The 15785-nt window shown below is 67.3% G+C and carries 19 protein-coding genes; 12 read left to right on the forward strand and 7 right to left on the reverse strand.

All coding sequences use genetic code 11. The features are described 5' to 3' along the window. Positions 1-5: 5 nt before the first annotated feature. Together AB6A69_RS05270 and AB6A69_RS05275 are read right to left on the reverse strand one after the other, a co-directional pair. Entirely contained in the window at positions 6-1151 is a 1146-nt protein-coding gene (locus AB6A69_RS05270; RefSeq protein WP_371059998.1) for a polysaccharide biosynthesis/export family protein, read from the reverse strand. Between the two features lie 87 nt (positions 1152-1238). Continuing rightward, on the reverse strand, positions 1239-2537 hold the full coding sequence (locus tag AB6A69_RS05275) for a capsule biosynthesis protein (protein ID WP_371059999.1): 1299 nt from the start codon (positions 2535-2537) through the stop codon (positions 1239-1241). A gap of 85 nt (positions 2538-2622) precedes the next feature. Between AB6A69_RS05275 and AB6A69_RS05280 the strand changes: the two genes are divergently transcribed. Together AB6A69_RS05280 and AB6A69_RS05285 are read left to right on the forward strand one after the other, a co-directional pair. Continuing rightward, complete coding sequence (locus AB6A69_RS05280) at positions 2623-3210, forward strand: riboflavin synthase (RefSeq protein WP_371060000.1); 588 nt, start codon at positions 2623-2625, stop codon at positions 3208-3210. Between the two features lie 73 nt (positions 3211-3283). Further along, positions 3284-3964, forward strand: coding sequence for a DUF4386 domain-containing protein (locus AB6A69_RS05285; RefSeq protein ID WP_371039188.1), 681 nt, complete (start codon positions 3284-3286; stop codon positions 3962-3964). A 4-nt stretch (positions 3965-3968) separates the two neighbouring features. Here the strand turns inward: AB6A69_RS05285 and AB6A69_RS05290 are convergent, their stop codons facing one another. The 5 genes from AB6A69_RS05290 to AB6A69_RS05310 form a co-directional block, all read right to left on the reverse strand. Then, positions 3969-4403 carry a hypothetical protein gene (locus tag AB6A69_RS05290; RefSeq protein ID WP_371060001.1) on the reverse strand — a complete coding sequence of 145 codons (435 nt, stop codon included), beginning with the start codon at positions 4401-4403 and terminating at the stop codon, positions 3969-3971. 112 nt (positions 4404-4515) lie between these two features. Continuing rightward, entirely contained in the window at positions 4516-5571 is a 1056-nt protein-coding gene (locus AB6A69_RS05295) for a YeeE/YedE family protein (RefSeq protein ID WP_371060002.1), read from the reverse strand. 78 nt (positions 5572-5649) lie between these two features. Continuing rightward, positions 5650-5961, reverse strand: coding sequence for an ArsR/SmtB family transcription factor (locus AB6A69_RS05300; protein WP_371060045.1), 312 nt, complete (start codon positions 5959-5961; stop codon positions 5650-5652). 71 nt (positions 5962-6032) lie between these two features. After that, entirely contained in the window at positions 6033-6530 is a 498-nt protein-coding gene (locus tag AB6A69_RS05305) for a heme-binding protein (protein ID WP_371039185.1), read from the reverse strand. Beyond that, positions 6527-6907: a thioredoxin family protein gene (locus AB6A69_RS05310; RefSeq protein WP_371060003.1), complete on the reverse strand. Its 381-nt coding sequence runs from the start codon at positions 6905-6907 to the stop codon at positions 6527-6529. The genes AB6A69_RS05305 and AB6A69_RS05310 overlap by 4 nt, the downstream gene beginning before the upstream one ends. Before the next feature lie 70 nt (positions 6908-6977). On the opposite strand from AB6A69_RS05310, the gene AB6A69_RS05315 reads away from it, so the two are divergent. The 10 genes from AB6A69_RS05315 to AB6A69_RS05360 all read left to right on the forward strand — a co-directional run bounded on the left by AB6A69_RS05315 (position 6978) and on the right by AB6A69_RS05360 (position 15760). Then, positions 6978-7715, forward strand: a complete 738-nt coding sequence (locus AB6A69_RS05315) for a cytochrome c biogenesis CcdA family protein (RefSeq protein ID WP_371039183.1) — start codon at positions 6978-6980, stop codon at positions 7713-7715. A gap of 64 nt (positions 7716-7779) precedes the next feature. Next, positions 7780-8346, forward strand: a complete 567-nt coding sequence (locus tag AB6A69_RS05320; RefSeq protein WP_371060046.1) for a thioredoxin family protein — start codon at positions 7780-7782, stop codon at positions 8344-8346. Between the two features lie 121 nt (positions 8347-8467). Continuing rightward, entirely contained in the window at positions 8468-8956 is a 489-nt protein-coding gene (gene soxX, locus AB6A69_RS05325) for a sulfur oxidation c-type cytochrome SoxX (RefSeq protein ID WP_371060004.1), read from the forward strand. A 35-nt stretch (positions 8957-8991) separates the two neighbouring features. After that, complete coding sequence (gene soxY / locus AB6A69_RS05330; RefSeq protein ID WP_371039181.1) at positions 8992-9411, forward strand: thiosulfate oxidation carrier protein SoxY; 420 nt, start codon at positions 8992-8994, stop codon at positions 9409-9411. 20 nt (positions 9412-9431) lie between these two features. Continuing rightward, positions 9432-9761 carry a thiosulfate oxidation carrier complex protein SoxZ gene (soxZ, locus tag AB6A69_RS05335; RefSeq protein WP_371039180.1) on the forward strand — a complete coding sequence of 110 codons (330 nt, stop codon included), beginning with the start codon at positions 9432-9434 and terminating at the stop codon, positions 9759-9761. Between the two features lie 62 nt (positions 9762-9823). Then, positions 9824-10672, forward strand: a complete 849-nt coding sequence (soxA, locus tag AB6A69_RS05340; protein WP_371039179.1) for a sulfur oxidation c-type cytochrome SoxA — start codon at positions 9824-9826, stop codon at positions 10670-10672. Positions 10673-10771: 99 nt separating this feature from the next. Continuing rightward, positions 10772-12469 (forward strand): thiosulfohydrolase SoxB, encoded by a 1698-nt coding sequence (soxB, locus tag AB6A69_RS05345; RefSeq protein WP_371060005.1) that lies wholly within the window; start codon positions 10772-10774, stop codon positions 12467-12469. 84 nt (positions 12470-12553) lie between these two features. Continuing rightward, positions 12554-13837 (forward strand): sulfite dehydrogenase, encoded by a 1284-nt coding sequence (gene soxC / locus AB6A69_RS05350; protein ID WP_371055703.1) that lies wholly within the window; start codon positions 12554-12556, stop codon positions 13835-13837. Beyond that, the gene (locus AB6A69_RS05355; RefSeq protein WP_371060006.1) at positions 13821-15038 is read left to right on the forward strand and encodes a c-type cytochrome; all 1218 of its coding nucleotides are present in this window, start codon (positions 13821-13823) and stop codon (positions 15036-15038) included. The genes soxC and AB6A69_RS05355 overlap by 17 nt, the downstream gene beginning before the upstream one ends. Continuing rightward, positions 15038-15760 (forward strand): c-type cytochrome, encoded by a 723-nt coding sequence (locus tag AB6A69_RS05360; protein WP_371060007.1) that lies wholly within the window; start codon positions 15038-15040, stop codon positions 15758-15760. The genes AB6A69_RS05355 and AB6A69_RS05360 overlap by 1 nt, the downstream gene beginning before the upstream one ends. The last annotated feature ends 25 nt before the right edge of the window (positions 15761-15785 follow it).

The raw sequence follows: 15785 nt of genomic DNA on the forward strand, positions 1-15785 counted from the left end.
GCCCGTCAATTTCCGGAGAAGGTCGACGCGGCGGTGTCCACCGTGTTCACCACGCCCAGCGATCCGGTGATCGCGGAGATCACCTTGCTCCACTGGGTGAAGGGAGCTTCCGTGACGTAGAGCGTATCGCCGTCGCGGATCAGGAAGTCGCGCGCCTCGAAGATGCCGTTGGGTTCCGCCAGGTCGAGGACGTAGACGAAGCGCTGCGCGCCGACGAGGTCGTCGCGGCCCAGCACGGCGTTCGCGATCTCGGCCGGCTCGTTTCGGAACACGAAGACGCCCGTGGGATCAGCCGAGTTGGTGGCCAGCCCGCCGACCCGGGCGAGCGCCTCGAGCGCCGAGAGCGTTTCGCTCTCGAACGTCACGCGCGCCTGCGAGCCGGAGGCTCCGAGCACGCTGAAGGACCGCGTGTCCCGTTCCACGAGGATGCGGTCGCCGTCGCGCAGGGCGATGTCGAACTCGGGGGTATCGTAGAGATCCTCGAACCAGACGGTTCCGCGGTGCCCGCCGCGGATCACGCTGATCAGCGCGACCTCGGGCGGGATCGCGATCCCGCCCGCCGCCGAGATCATCGCCGAGAGGGTGCGCGTTGGCCGCTCGATCGGGTAGATGCCCTGCGCGCCGACGGCCCCGGCAAGCGAGACCGTCGCCCCGTCACCAGCAAGGCGGCGCACCTGCACCTGCGGGTCGGGCGTCTGGTCGGCCAGCTGGCGGGTGATGATCCGGCGCACGGCCTCGGGCGTGTTTCCGGCGGCCCGGATCCGCCCGGCATAGGGCACGAAGATGAATCCTTCGGCATCCACCTGCACTTGCTCGAGCACCGTGGAATTTCCGGCCGGGCCGGACAACAGGCCGTTGTCCGCGATCTCCCAGACGGTCAGGCCGAGCGTGTCGCCGGGCCGGATCACGTCCGAGCCGATGACGCCCGCGTTCACGAACCCTTGCTGGAAGGCCAGCGCGGGCATTACAGAGGTCGCGCGCGTCACGCGGTCGTTCACTTCGATCACGAAGGCGTCGCCCTGCCGCTGTTCGGAGCCGGCGAATATCTCGTTCTTGCTGGGGCCGGAGCGCGGCAATCCGCAGCCCGCCGCCAGCGACACGACGAGAAGCAGGGCGATGGCGCGCGCCCAGCGGAACGATGTCGATGTCACTGCCTCGTCTCCGGTTCTTTTGCCTTCTGCTTGTCCCGCGAAGCTACCGGCAACCGGGCGAAACGGCCAGCCTGCCCTCGGGCGGGATCAGATCACCGCGCGCAACTGTTGCCTCGGGGCCGCGGTGCCGCGTTCCAGCGCGTCGTAGGGATCCTCTGCCGCGAGCATCATGTCCACGACATGCCGCAGGAGCTGCCGTCGGCTCGCCGAGGCATAGAAGCCGCCCGGCACCTGGCTCGTTTCCAGAAGGTAGCGGCGATACTCCCGGTAGGCGCGCGTGTCGGGCCGGCGGGCTGACGCGAAGAAGGCGGCGAGCGGCTGATCCGACACGAATTCGGGCTTTGCGTAGACCGCCCGCCCGAAGGCTTTCACCGGAACGCCGCGCCAGAGCGCCTGCTGTCCGGCGGTGGAATTGACGGTGACGGCGCTGCGCGCCTCGGCCAGGAGCCGGGCAAGCTTGCCGCCGCGGACATAGTGCACCCGGTCGGCCACGCCATGCGCCGCGGCCGCGCGCGCGAGCGCGGCGCGAACGGCCGCGCGGCCGTCTTCGAGCGGGTGCGCCTTGACCACCAGGTGATGGTGGCGCGGGGCGCCCCGCGCGAAATCGCGCACGCAGAGCTCCACGAACTCGGTCATGCTGGCGAAGGGCGAATGCGCCCGGAAGGAGCTGTCATGCTCGAGCTGAAGCAGCACGAGGTGATAGGGGAACGCGCCGCGGCGAATCCGCCATGTCGCCAGCGCACGTTCCAGCGCGTGGGCCGGCATCCAGAGAAGCCGCCGGAGATAGAGACGGAATTCCCGCGTCACCGGAAGATCGCGGTGGGGCCGGAAATGGCGGTAGCCGCCGTTCCGAAGCATGACGTGGGCATGGTAGAGCGCGCCGTAGAAGATGTGCTGGCGCATGTCGCCCCAGCGCGCGGGTGCCTGCGGTTGCTCCAGCTCGCCATGCGCGAGCGCCGCCCGCATCCGGGCGACCGTCATGTCCATCAGCCGCGAGTTGCCGTTCGACCCTCCGCGCTCGTAGGTCACCCAGTAGGGGCGAAGATAGCCCTCCTCGAAGACATGGACGCGCAGCCCCCGCTCCCGCGCCTGCGCCACCGCGACGGCGTGGACGGGTCGCGTGTCGCCGTAGAGCACGATGTCGCTGATCCCCTTTTCGGCCACGAGACGTTCGAGCGCCGCGGGCCATGCCTCGACGGGAGACCGGAACGGGATGTAGGAGGCGCGGTCGCGCCAGAACGCCCGGTCGCCCGCGTTGAAGCCGACGCGCCAGACGATGCCCCCCGCCTGGCGCAGCATCGCGCCGAGCGCGTCGAAGAACGGCCCGTGCGGTCCCTGCAAGAAGAGGAACACGCGCGAGGATGGCGGTGTCGCGATGGTGGTCATCCGGCCTCGAGCCCGCTAGATCGATGGCAGGCTACACCAGCTTTGGGACGGAAATAAGGTCCGTCGCGGCAGAAGGAGATGCGCGATGTTTACGGGGATCGTCACGGATGTGGGCACGCTGCGCGCGCTGGAGCGGCGCGGCGATCTGCGCGCGCGGATCGCCACGGGATACGACGCCTCCGGCATCGAGATCGGCGCCTCGATCGCCTGCGACGGGGTCTGCCTGACCGTCGTGTCGCTGGGCGAGGACTGGTTCGAGGTCGATGTGAGCGCCGAAACCGTGTCGAAGACCGGTCTGGGGAACTGGGCGCCGGGGCGCCGCGTCAACCTGGAGCGCGCGCTCTGCGTGGGCGACGAGCTTGGCGGGCACATCGTGTCGGGCCATGTGGACGGCGTGGCCGAGGTGGTCGCGGTGTCCGACGAAGGCGACAGCACCCGGGTGCGCCTGCGCGCGCCAGAGACGCTGGCCCGTTTCATCGCGCCGAAGGGATCGGTCGCCCTCAACGGGACATCGCTGACCGTGAACGAGGTGGAGGGGGCCGAGTTCGGCATCAACTTCATTCCCCACACCAAGGAGGTCACCACCTGGGGCGATGTGCGGGTGGGCGATCTGGTGAACCTCGAGGTCGACATGCTGGCGCGCTATGTCGCGCGACTGGCCGAGGCGGGGTAGGGCGCCCTTGCCGTAGCGCCGCGGGTCGCGGCGGTGTAGCCTAGCGGCGTCGCGTCGATGCCGGAGACCGTCCATGACGCCCAGAGCTTCTGCCGCGCCCTACCGTATCGCGGGCGTCGTCTACCTCGTCCTGATCGCGGCGGGCCTCTCCTCCGAGGCCGTGTTCCGTGCACCGCTCTCCGGGCTCGCCGACCTCTCGGCGCTGCCGGGCGGCGCGGATGGGGCGGTGGCCGCGTTGCGCGCCGCGCTTCTCCTCGACACGCTGATGGCGCTTTCGGACGTGGTGCTGGGCGCGCTTCTTCTCGTGATCCTGCGCCCGGCGGGCGAGGCGCTCGCGCTCATGGCGTTCAGCCTGCGCCTCGTGCAGGCGGCAGTTCTGGGCGCGGGGCTCGTGCTGCATCATGGTGCGGCGCTTGCGCTCGACGGGGGCGCGGCGGCCGGCCTCGCGCCCTTCCTTCTTTCGCTCCATGCCCATGCCTACGACATGGGGCTTGTCTTCTTCGGGGGGAGTTGCCTTGCGACGGGCGTACTGCTCCTGCGGCATCCCGCCTTTCCGGCGGCGCTCGGCTGGGGGATCGGCGCGGCGGGGATCGTCTATCTGTCGGGGAGCGCGCTGCGCTTCCTCGCGCCGGGCCTCTCGGCGGGTTTCGCCCCGGCCTACATGGTGCCGCTGGTGGCCGAACTTGCGCTCGCGCTCTGGCTTGTCTTCGGGGCGCGGGGCCGGGTCGCGCGTGCGCGCCCGGCCGCCGCTTGATGCTTCAGAAGGACCAGACGGCGGCGCCGTCGTCCAGAAGCGCATCGGCCATCGCCGGGGGCTGCGCCACGCCGACGCCGTCCATCAGCACCTCGGGGCCTTCGCCGCGACCCGGCAGGTAGATCGCGCACACCTCTGCGGTGGCGCCGTTCGAGATCGCGGCCTTCAGCAGGCCCTGCGGGCTCATGTCTTTCGGCGGCTGGCCGGCGGTCGCGGTTTCGGGCGCCTCGTCGAGCGCGATGTCGCCGCCCGGCCCGCAAAGCAGGATGCGCACCTCCGCACCCTTTTGCAGCGCCTGCATGGTCAGCACCATGCTCATCAGCTGGGTCTGCGGGTTCTCCGAGGTGACGACGGTGACGAGTTTCTCTTCCATCTCGGCCACTGCGGGGCCGGCGATGAAAGCGGCCGCGGTGGCGGCCTTCAAGACTGTCTTGAGCATGAGGGTCCTTTCGGGACGTTGAAGCGCGTTTCCAGTCCCGACGGTAAAGATATATAATAAAAACGGAATACGATATTCTGTCGCAGGGGGCGTTGTGGACGCAGCCGGGGGCTCACTCGGCCGGCTGGAAGCCCTCGATGAGTTGGCGCAGCCCGAGCGCCGCGCCGGCCAGGATCGAAAGCAGCGTCACGGGCGCGCTGACCGCGAGAACCGAAAACGCCGAGAGGCCCTGACCGACAGAGCAGCCCATGGCGACCACGGCGCCTCCGCCCATCAGCATCGCCCCGAAGATCTGGCGGCGAAGCTCACGCGGATCCTCGCAGGCTTCCCAGCGGAAATGTCCCTTGACGAGGGAGCCGATGAAGGCGCCGGCCCACACCCCGGCGATGGAACCAACCGCGAAGCTGACCGGCCGCGCGCTGCCGGTCATGGCGAAGAGGATCGATTCGCCGACCGGCGCGGAGAAGGAATGCGACTGGACCGGCAGCGCCTCGAAGCCCGTGGTGGCCACCCAGGTCGTGCCCGCCCAGCCCGCGACCACCGCCACGCCCACCATCCCGGCCCAGAAGACCGAAGAGGCGTCGCCGCGCAACTCCCGCGAGGCAAGCGCCAGGGCGCAAAGCGCGAGCCCCGCGGCAAGTCCGACCGCCACGGCCGGCACGCCCGTCCATGCCTCGGCAAGCGCGGGGAGCGCGGGCGCGACGCCTGTCACGTCGCGTTGCGGGAAGAGCAGGTCGCGCAACGGTGCGAGAGGGCCCATCAGCACCGCATAGGCCGAGACGCCCATCACCAGCACGATGACGAAGCTGCGAAGGTCGCCGCCGCCCAGCCGCGCGATGGCGCCGTAGCCGCAATTCCCGGCGAGTGCCATGCCATAGCCGAAGGCAAGGCCGCCCAGGATGGAGGCGAGCGGCATCCATTCGATCGCGTAGTAGAAGCTGAGCTCGGGGCGCACGATGCCCGCCGCCGTCAGCGCGAAAGTGCCGGTCACGGCCACGCCGATGGCGAGAAGCCACATGTGCATGCGTCGCGCGCTGCCGCCGTAGAGCAGATCCTCGATCGCGCCCAGCGTGCAGAAGCGTCCAAGTCGCGCCGCGAGGCCCAGGAGTATCCCGCCGCCCGCGCCGATCAGCGCGACCGCCCAGCTTTCGGGGATCATCTCAAGCATCCGCATCCTCCCGTCGGGGCAGTATGCAGGCGTGAAGACCGGCGCGCAACGGTCCGGCGGCCGGCCCGGCGCGCCGGGTCAGTCGCCGTCGGCGCAGAAGAGATCGTAGACCGTCTCCAGCATCTTGCGGGGACGGTCGTCGGCGAGACGGTAGTAGATCGCCTTTCCCTCCCGCCGCGGAACGACCAGGCCTTCGAGGCGCAGGCGCGACAGCTGCTGCGACACGGCCGCCTGCCGCGCCGACAGCAATGCCTCCAGCTCGGTCACCGACTTCTCGCCGGTGACCAGATGGCACAGGATCATCAGGCGGCCCTCATGGCTGATCGCCTTGAGAAACGTCGAGGCCGTCTCCGCCTTCTCGACGATGCGGTCGAGCTCGGCATCGGACATGTCGGGCTTGAGAACCGGAAGAGACAACGGGACCTCCTCGAGCGCAGGCGCGGTCGGCGCGTGGCGCTTTGTCAGAAAGCGATGTCCATCTCGATGGCCGCAATCCCGGCTTCGGCGCATTCGTCGTCGAGCGCGGGCGTCGGAGCGCCGGACACGCCGATGGCGGCCACCATGTCACCTTCGCCCGCGACCACCGTCAGCCCGCCCCCGAGGGCGAGCGCCTCGCTCAGCTGGCGGATGCCGAAGGTGGCCTCGCCGGGCTGGGTCACTTCGGACAGCTCCGTCGTGGGCGTCCCGAAACTCGCCGCCGTCCATGCCTTGCGGTAGGATGTCTCGTGCACGTGGGCGCCGGCGAACCGGTCGCGCACGAAGACCTGGGGCACGCCGAAGCGGTCGGTCACGGTGACGCCGACCTGGAACCCTTCCGCGCGGCAGTGTTCCAGCGCGGCCGTCGCCATGCGCATGGCGAGTTCGGGCGTGATCGCGCGGAATTCGACGAATGCATCCTGCGCGGCGGCGGGCAGCCCCGTCCCCGCGGCGAGCGCGAGCGCGCATACCGTTCTTTTCATTGTCTGTCTCCTCCCTCGTTGAAATCCGTGTGATCTTCCAGCATCCGGCCGAGAAGCCCCCAGAAGAAATCCTCTCCCGGATAGCCCTCGATCCGGGCGAGCTCCTCGCCGTCTTCCACCAGGATGAAGGTAGGGGTGAAGACGGCGGGCCGGTCGAACGTCACGCCCTCCGGCGCGCCCTCGCGCAATTGCACGCGCACCAGGGGCGCAAAACGGCCCTCGGCGGTCTTGGGATATTCCGGCGCGACCTGGTCATGCCACGCCTCGCAATAGCTGCATCCCGGCTGTTCGACCATGACAAGCTCTGCCGCGCGGCCGCCGTCGAAGCCGGGAAGGCCGGCGAGGGCCGCCGCAATGAGAAATCGCTGTACGCGCATGTATACCGTAGATTGACGCCAAGCTGTCAGTCAACGTATTCTGAATATGTGAATGGATCAAGGAGCGGTGATGCTCGAGATTTCCTTTGCAGGCGCTGCGCTCGCCGGTCTGCTTTCGTTCTTCACGCCCTGCATCCTGCCCATGGTGCCGTTCTACCTGAGTTACATGGCGGGCATCTCCATGACCGAACTGCGCGGGAACGACGAGATCCCGCCGGGCGCGCAGCGGCGGCTCGTCCTCAGCGCCGTGATGTTCGCGCTGGGCGTCACGACCATCTTCGTGCTGCTGGGCATGGGCGCCACCGCGGTGGGAGAGGCGTTCGCGCAGTGGCGCCAGCCGCTTTCCTACGTGGCGGCGGCGATCCTGGCGGTGTTCGGCCTGCATTTCCTCGGCGTCATCCGAATCGGGTTTCTCTATCGCGAGGCGCGCCTGGAAAGTGGCGCGGAGCCCTCGACCATGCTGGGCGCCTATCTGATGGGTCTGGCCTTCGGCTTCGGCTGGACGCCCTGCGTGGGCCCGGCGCTCGCCTCGATCCTGATGATCGCGAGCGGCATGGGCGACATCTTCCGCGGCGGGCTGCTGCTTCTGGTCTACGGCCTTGCCATGACCGCGCCCTTCATCGTCGCGGCGCTTTTCGCGCGGCCGTTTCTCGCCTGGGTTCAGCGGCACAGGAACAAGATGCAATATGTCGAGAAGGCGATGGGCGGCATGCTGATCGTTTTCGCGGTACTCATCGCCACGAACACGGTAAACTGGATCGCGAACTGGATGATCGAGGCCTTTCCCGGCTTCACGAGCCTCGGGTGAGGTCCGCAGCGACGTCAACGATGACAGGGAGGAGATGCGGATGACGGGACTTGCGACACGGGCGATGGGTGCGCTGGCGGGGGTGCTGCTGGCGCTGCCGGCGGCGGCGGCCAATGTCGGCGACGACGGGCTGCACAAGACGGCGTGGATGCGCGACACCTTCAAGGACCTGCGCGAGGATCTGGAGGAGGCCAACGCCGAGGGCAAGCGCTTCGCGATCATCTTCGAGCAGCGTGGCTGCATCTACTGCACCAAGATGCACGAGGACGTCTTTCCGCGTCCCGAGATCGCCGAGTACATCGACGAGAACTTCTTCGTCGTGCAGCTCAACCTGCATGGCGCGGTCGAGGTGACCGACTTCGACGGCGAGACGCGGACGGAGCGCGAGATGGCGCGCAAGTGGGGGATTCTCTTCACGCCCACGCTGATGTTCCTGCCCGAGGAGGTTCCCGAGGGCGCCACCGCCCCCGAAGCGGCGGTCGTCACCATGCCGGGGGCCTTCGCGGCGGGAACCACGCTCGACATGCTCACATGGGTCAACGAGAAGCGCTACGAGCTTGACGGGGATGAAGATTTTCAACGCTATCACGCGCGCCGCATCCAGGAACGCAACGACGGGAGCGCCGACTGACCGCGAACATTGTTCCGAATAATTCACTTCTGTGAATTTGATATTGCGTCACGGGGTCGCGGTGGCCTACGGTATACAGTGCTATCGGCGTGACGCTGACGGGATAGCCATGGGAGGGAATATGAAACTTACGCAGAACTTGATGGCTGGGGTCGCTTTCGCCGCGCTTGCCGGGGCCGCCTCGGCGGCGGACGTCGTTGCGCCCGGGGAAGTGACTTTCGGCGAATACGGCGCGGTGGAAACTTCGCTGACGGGCACGCCGGGCGACCCCGCGCGTGGTGCCGAGATTATGGTCACCAAGTCGCAGGGCAACTGCATCTCCTGCCACATGGTCACGGCGCTGAACGAAGCGCCCTTCCATGGCGAGGTGGGCCCGCCGCTCGACGGCGTCGGCGACCGCTGGGGGCCGGCGGAGCTGCGCGGCCTGCTCGTGGATGCGAAGAAGACCTACGAGGGCACGATCATGCCGGGCTACTACAAGACGACCGGCTTCACCCGTCCGGGCCAGGGCTTCACCAAGAAGCCCGCCGAGGAACCGCTTCCGCCGCTCCTGAGCGCGCAGGAAGTCGAGGACGTGGTCGCATTCCTGTCGACGCTCAAGTACGAGTGATCGGGGCGACCGGGAACCATCAGAGGAGAATTAGGATGGACTTCACCAGACGTGAAACCCTGGCGCTCGGGGCGGGGGCCGCGGCCCTCACCGTGCTGCCGGCCAGCGCCTTCGCGGCGACCGTGGACGAGCTCATCGCGGAGTTCACCGGCGGCGCGGATGTCGCCGACGGCGGCGTGACGCTGAACGCCCCCGAGATCGCCGAGAACGGCAACACGGTTCCGATCGAGGTCGCGGCCGACGGTGCGGCATCGATCATGGTGCTGGCCGCGGGCAACCCGACCCCGCCCGTCGCCACCTTCCATTTCGGCCCGCTGGCCGGCGCGAGCCGCGCGAGCACGCGGATCCGCCTTGCGGGCACCCAGGACGTCGTTGCGGTGGCCAAGATGGCTGACGGTTCCTTCGCCCGCACCTCGAAGGAAGTGAAAGTCACCATCGGCGGCTGCGGCGGCTGAGAGATCAGGAGACAAGACAGATGGCAGAAAACGTCAAACCGCGTGTCCGCGTCCCGCGCTCGGCTTCGGCCGGCGAAGTGGCCACCATCAAGACTCTCATCAGCCACAAGATGGAGTCGGGCCAGCGCAAGGACAGCGAGGGCAACACGATCCCGCGCTCGATCATCAATCGCTTCACGTGCGACTTCAACGGCCAGAACGTGATCGACGTCACCATGGAGCCCGCGATCTCGACCAACCCCTATTTCGAGTTCGAGGCGACGATCCCGGAGACGGGCGAGTTCACCTTCACATGGTACGACGACGACGGCTCCGTCTACGAGGACGTGCAGTCCGTCGAGGTCAGCTGAAGCCGAAGTGCGAAAGGCTGCCCCGCGCGCGGCGCGGGGCGGAACCCAAGGGAGGAACAGGGATGAGATACAAGGCACTGACGGCTGCGGCGGCACTCGCGATCGCGTTTCCCACGCTGGGGGCGGCCGATCCCGACGCGAACCTGATCATCAACGGCGAGATTGAAATGGTCACCGAGACGGCCGCGCCGGACCATCTGAAGGGTCATCTGCGCTCGATCCGCTCGGGCTGGACATTCCGGACGGAAGAGACCCAGGCGCTCCAGATGGACGATTTCGACAACCCGGGGATGATCTTCGTAGACCAGGGACGTGACTCGTGGAACGCCGTCGAAGGCGACGCGGGCCAGTCCTGCGCCAGCTGCCACGAAGAGCCGGAATCGCTCCGCGGGCTTCGCGCATCGTTGCCGAAATGGAACGAGGAAAAGGGCAAGGTCTACACGGCCGAGATGTACATCAACGACTGCCGGACCGAGCGCATGGGCGCTGAGGCCTGGGGTTGGGACAGTCAGCCGATGAAGAACATGACGGCGCTGATCGCGTCGGTGTCCCGCGGCATGACGGTCGACGTTGCCATCGACGGGCCCGTCGAGGACACGTGGGAGCGTGGCAAGGAGATCTACTACACCCGCTACGGCCAGCTCGAGCTTGCTTGCGCGAACTGCCACGAGGACAACTACGACAACTACATCCGCGCCGACCACCTGAGCCAGGGACAGACCAACGGCTTCCCGGTCTACCGGCTGAAGCAGGCCAACCTCGTGTCGCAGCACAACCGTTTCAATGGCTGCATCCGCGACACGCGCGGCGTGCCCTACGACGTGGGCAGCGACGATTTCGTCGCACTGCAGCTCTACGTCGCCTCGCGCGGCAACGGCCTTTCGGTCGAGGGACCGTCGGTCCGCAACTAAGCGTAAGCGGCAAGGCTTGAAAAACGCATATCCCCTCCCGTGCGCGGGAGGGGGCATGTCACCCTTTATCCCCGAGAACACCAACGGAGCGCCACCCAGATGATTTCCCGCCGCGACTTCCTGCAGGCCAGCATGGCCGCCTCGGCCCTTGTCGGCGCGTCCGGTTTCGGCAACTGGTCCAGGCTCGCCGCGCAGCAGGCGCTGACGCAGGACCAGTTGCTGGACTTCGACACGTTCGGAAACGTGACGCTGATCCACGTCACCGACATCCACGCCCAGCTCAAGCCGATCTATTTCCGCGAACCGGAGGTCAACATCGGCGTTGGCCCCAACAAGGGAGAGGTGCCGCACATCACCGGCGCCGAGTTCCGCAGGCTTTACGGCATCGAGGATGGCAGCCCGTCGCACTACGCGCTGACCTACGACGATTTCGTTTCGCTCGCGCGCAGCTATGGCCGGATGGGCGGCATGGACCGCGTGTCCACGGTGGTGAACGCGATCCGGGGCGACCGGCCGGAGGCGCTTCTGCTCGACGGCGGCGACACCTGGCATGGCAGCTACACCTGCTATCACACCGAAGGCCAGGACATGGTCAACGTGATGAACGCGCTGCGGCCCGACGCGATGACCTTCCACTGGGAGTTCACGCTCGGCCAGGAGCGCGTGCGCGACCTGGTCGAGGGGCTGCCCTTCGCGGCGCTCGGCCAGAACATCTTCGACGCGATGTGGGACGAGCCGGCGGCGGAGTTCGCGCCCTACCAGATGTTCGAGCGCGGCGGCGTGAACATCGCGGTGATCGGCCAGGCGTTCCCCTACATGCCGATCGCCAACCCGGGCTGGATGTTCCCCGACTACAGTTTCGGCATCCGCGACCAGCACATGCAGGAGATGGTGGACGAGGTCCGCGCCCAGGGGGCGGAGCTCGTCGTGGTTCTCAGCCACAATGGCTTCGACGTGGACAAGAAGATGGCCGGCCAGGTGTCAGGCATCGACGTGATCCTGACCGGCCACACGCATGATGCGCTGCCCGAGCCCGTGCTCGTGGGCGACACGATCCTGATCGCCTCCGGCTCCAACGGGAAGTTCGTCAGCCGGGTCGATCTCGACGTGCGCGACGGGCAGATGATGGGTTTCCGCCACAAGCTCATTCCCATCTTCTCCGACGTGATCCAGCCCGACCCGGAGATGACCGCGCTGGTGGACGAACAGCGCGCGCCCTTCGAGACGCAGCTCTCCGAGGTGATCGGCCAGACCGAAAGCCTGCTCTACCGCCGCGGCAACTTCAACGGCACCTGGGACGACCTGATCTGCGAGGCGCTGCTCGAACAGCGCGACGCGGAGATCGCCATGTCGCCCGGCGTGCGCTGGGGGCCGTCGCTGATCCCGGGCCAGGATATCACCCGCGAGGATATCTGGAACGTGACCTCGATGACCTACCCGAACGCCTACCGCACCGAGATGACCGGCGAATTCCTCAAGGTCGTGCTGGAGGACGTGGGCGACAACCTTTTCAACCCCGACCCCTACTACCAGCAGGGCGGGGACATGGTGCGCCTCGGCGGCCTCGGCTACCGCATCGACGTCTCCAAGCCGCAGGGCGAGCGCATCTCCGAGATGACGCTGCTCAAGACCGGCGAGCCGATCGATCCGGCGCGGTCCTATGTCGTCGCGGGCTGGGCGAGCGTCAACGAGGGGACAGAGGGCCCGCCGATCTGGGATGTCGTGGAAGATCACGTTCGCCAGAAGGGGACCGTGAAGGTAGAGCCCAACACCTCCGTCACGGTGACCGGCACCTGACGGTGCCGGCCCGTCGACGGTACAAGAGTTTGCCTGTCGAATTCACAAAAGCGAATTCGATGATCTGAGAGGAGCAATGGAGAGATGACGACCAGCTTCAAGGGACCGAAGCCATCGCGCCGGCAGTTCCTGACCGGCGCCGCGGCGGCCGGGGCAGGGGCCGTGGCGGCGAAGGCCGGACATGCCGCCAGCCCCAACCCGCTCATCACCGACGTGCAGCCCTGGGCCTCGGGCTGGGGCGATCCGGTGGACGCCACGCCCTACGGGATGCCGATCAAGTTCGAGGATCACGTGATCCGCCGCAACGTGGAGTGGCTGACCGCCGACACGATCAGCTCGATCAACTTCACGCCGATCCACGCGCTCGAGGGGACGATCACGCCGCAGGGCTGTGCGTTCGAGCGGCACCATTCGGGCGCGATCGAGCTGGCCAAGCCGGATTACCGGCTGATGATCAACGGCCTCGTGGATACGCCGCTTGTCTTCTCCTACGAGGATCTCGAGCGCTTCCCGCGCGAGAATCATGTCTATTTCTGCGAATGCGCGGCCAACACGGGCATGGAGTGGGCCGGCGCGCAGCTTAACGGTGCGCAGTACACCCACGGCATGATCCACAACATGGAATACACCGGCGTGCCGCTGCGCACGCTGCTGCAGGAGGCCGGTCTCGACGCCGCGGGCGATCTGTCCGACAAGTGGGTCTTCGTCGAGGGCGCCGACGCCTCCTCGAACGGCCGCTCCATCCCGATGGACAAGGCGCTGGACGACGTTCTCGTGGCCTTCAAGGCCAACGGCGAGGCTCTGCGCAAGGAGCACGGCTACCCCGTGCGCCTCGTGGTGCCGGGCTGGGAAGGCAACATGTGGGTGAAGTGGCTGCGCCGCGTGGAGGTCATGGACGGCCCCGTGGAAAGCCGCGAGGAGACGTCGAAATACACCGACGTTCTCGAGGACGGGACCGCGCGCAAGTGGACCTGGGTGATGGACGCGAAATCGGTCATCACCTCGCCGAGCCCGCAGATGCCGATCACGCACGGCGCCGGGCCGCTCGTCATCACCGGGATGGCGTGGTCGGGTCACGGCCGCATCACCCGCGTCGACGTCTCGAAGGATGGCGGCAAGACGTGGGAGACCGCGCGGCTCGCCAAGCAGGGCGATCCGAAGGCGCTGACCCGCTTCTACCTCGACACCAACTGGGACGGCGAGGAGATGCTGCTCCAGTCCCGCGCAATGGACGAGACGGGGTACGTCCAGCCGACCAAGGCGCAGCTGCGCGAGGTGCGCGGGCTGAACTCGATCTACCACAACAACTGTATCCAGACCTGGCACGTGAAGCCGAACGGGGAGGCCGAAAATGTCGAAGTCTCTTAAGCTTACCGGAACGGCGCTCGCGGGCACCGCGGTCGTGCTCATCGCGGCCCACAACTTCGCGGATCGGTTCGTGAGCCCGATACCCACCGACGCGCCGCGTCTTTCGGCCGGGCCGTCGAATCCGGATCTTGGCTTCATGGTTGCCGCCGCGCAGGCGGACGAGGCGACCCATGACGGCAGGTACGGGATCGGGCGCCCCGCCGCGCCCGAGGAACTGGCGGCATGGGACGTCGACGTGCGTCCCGACGGCCAGGGCCTTCCGCCGGGCTCCGGCTCGGTCATGGAGGGCGAGGAGGCTTACCTGACCTATTGCGCGGCCTGCCACGGCGATTTCGCCGAGGGGCTGGGCAACTGGCCGCCGCTTTCGGGTGGCGAGGGCACGCTGGCGAGCGAGGATCCGGTCAAGACCATCGGCAGCTACTGGCCGTATCTCTCGACCGTGTGGGACTACGTCCATCGGTCCATGCCCTACGGCAACGCCCAGTCGCTCAGCACCGACGAGGTCTACGCGATCACGGCCTACCTGCTCTACTCGAACTTCCTCGTGGAAGACGACTTCGTGCTCACGAACGAGAACTTCGCCGAGATCGAGATGCCCAACGCAGACGGGTTCATCATCGATGACAGGCCGGAGACGGAATACACGATCTGGCGGACCGAGCCTTGCATGGAAAACTGCAAGGACGAGGTCGAGATCACGTTGCGGGCCACGGATCTTGGCGTGACGCCCGTGGATCCCGAGCAGGAGGAAGCCGCGGCCCAGACCGGGACGGGATCTTCGGGTGAAGAAACAGTGGACACGGCGGCCGTCGCCGAGGACACTGGGGACATGACCGAGACCGCACCGGAGGCAGAGACCGCCGCGATGGAGATCGACATGGCCCTCGCCGAGGACGGGGAAAGCGTGTTCCGCCAATGCCAGGCCTGCCACCAGGTGGGCGAGAACGCGCAGAACCGCACAGGTCCGCATCTCAACGACCTCTTCGGGCGCGAGATGGGCGGCATCGATGGCTTCCGCTACTCCAACACCCTGCTCGAGATGGGCGAAGAGGGCGGCGTCTGGAACGAGGAGACGCTGGCGAAGTTCCTGGCCAATCCGAGAGAGTACGTCCAGCGCACCAAGATGGCCTTCGCGGGCCTCAGGAACGACGAGGACATCGCTGCCGTCACCGAGTATCTCAAGACCTATTCGGAGAATTGATGACGCAAGGGCCGCTTCTTTCGATAACGCTTTTCGCCGCGACGCTTCTTGCGACCGGTGTCCATGCGGAGGAGGAAACGCGCCCGATCGGCGATGCAGACAGTGGCGCCACGCTTTTCGCGCGTCACTGCGCAAGTTGTCATCAGGTCGGGGCCGGTGCGGAGAACCGCATCGGCCCCCATCTCAACAACATCTTCGGCCGCAAGGCCGGAGAGATCGCGGATTACCGCTATTCCGAGGGGCTGGCGCGCATGGGGGCCGACGGGCTCGTGTGGACGTTCGACACCCTTGATCCGTATCTGGAAAATCCCCGCGCGCTCGTGTCCCGGACGCGCATGAACTTCGCCGGGCTGGATGCGCCGGAGGACCGCGCGGATGTGCTCGCCTATCTGCGGGTCTATTCCGCGGATCCGGCCAACATCCCCGAGGCCGAACCCACCGCGCTGCCGCGCGAAGTGGACCTGCCGCCGGACACCCTCGAGATTGTCGGCGATCCGGCCTACGGAGAATATCTGTCATCCGAGTGCACGACCTGCCACCGGCGCGACGGGGCCGACGAAGGCATCCCCGCGATCACCGGCTGGCCGGAAGAGGATTTCGTCGTGGCGATGCACGCCTACAAGCGCAAGATCCGGCCGCATCCGGTGATGCAGATGATGGCCGGGCGCTTGTCCGACGAGGAGATCGCGGCACTTGCCGCGTATTTCGCCGAGGCGGAGTGAACCGCCCGGCGACACGCCAAGGGAG

The organism is Rhodosalinus sp. 5P4, from assembly GCF_041365695.1.
Classification (GTDB): domain Bacteria; phylum Pseudomonadota; class Alphaproteobacteria; order Rhodobacterales; family Rhodobacteraceae; genus Rhodosalinus.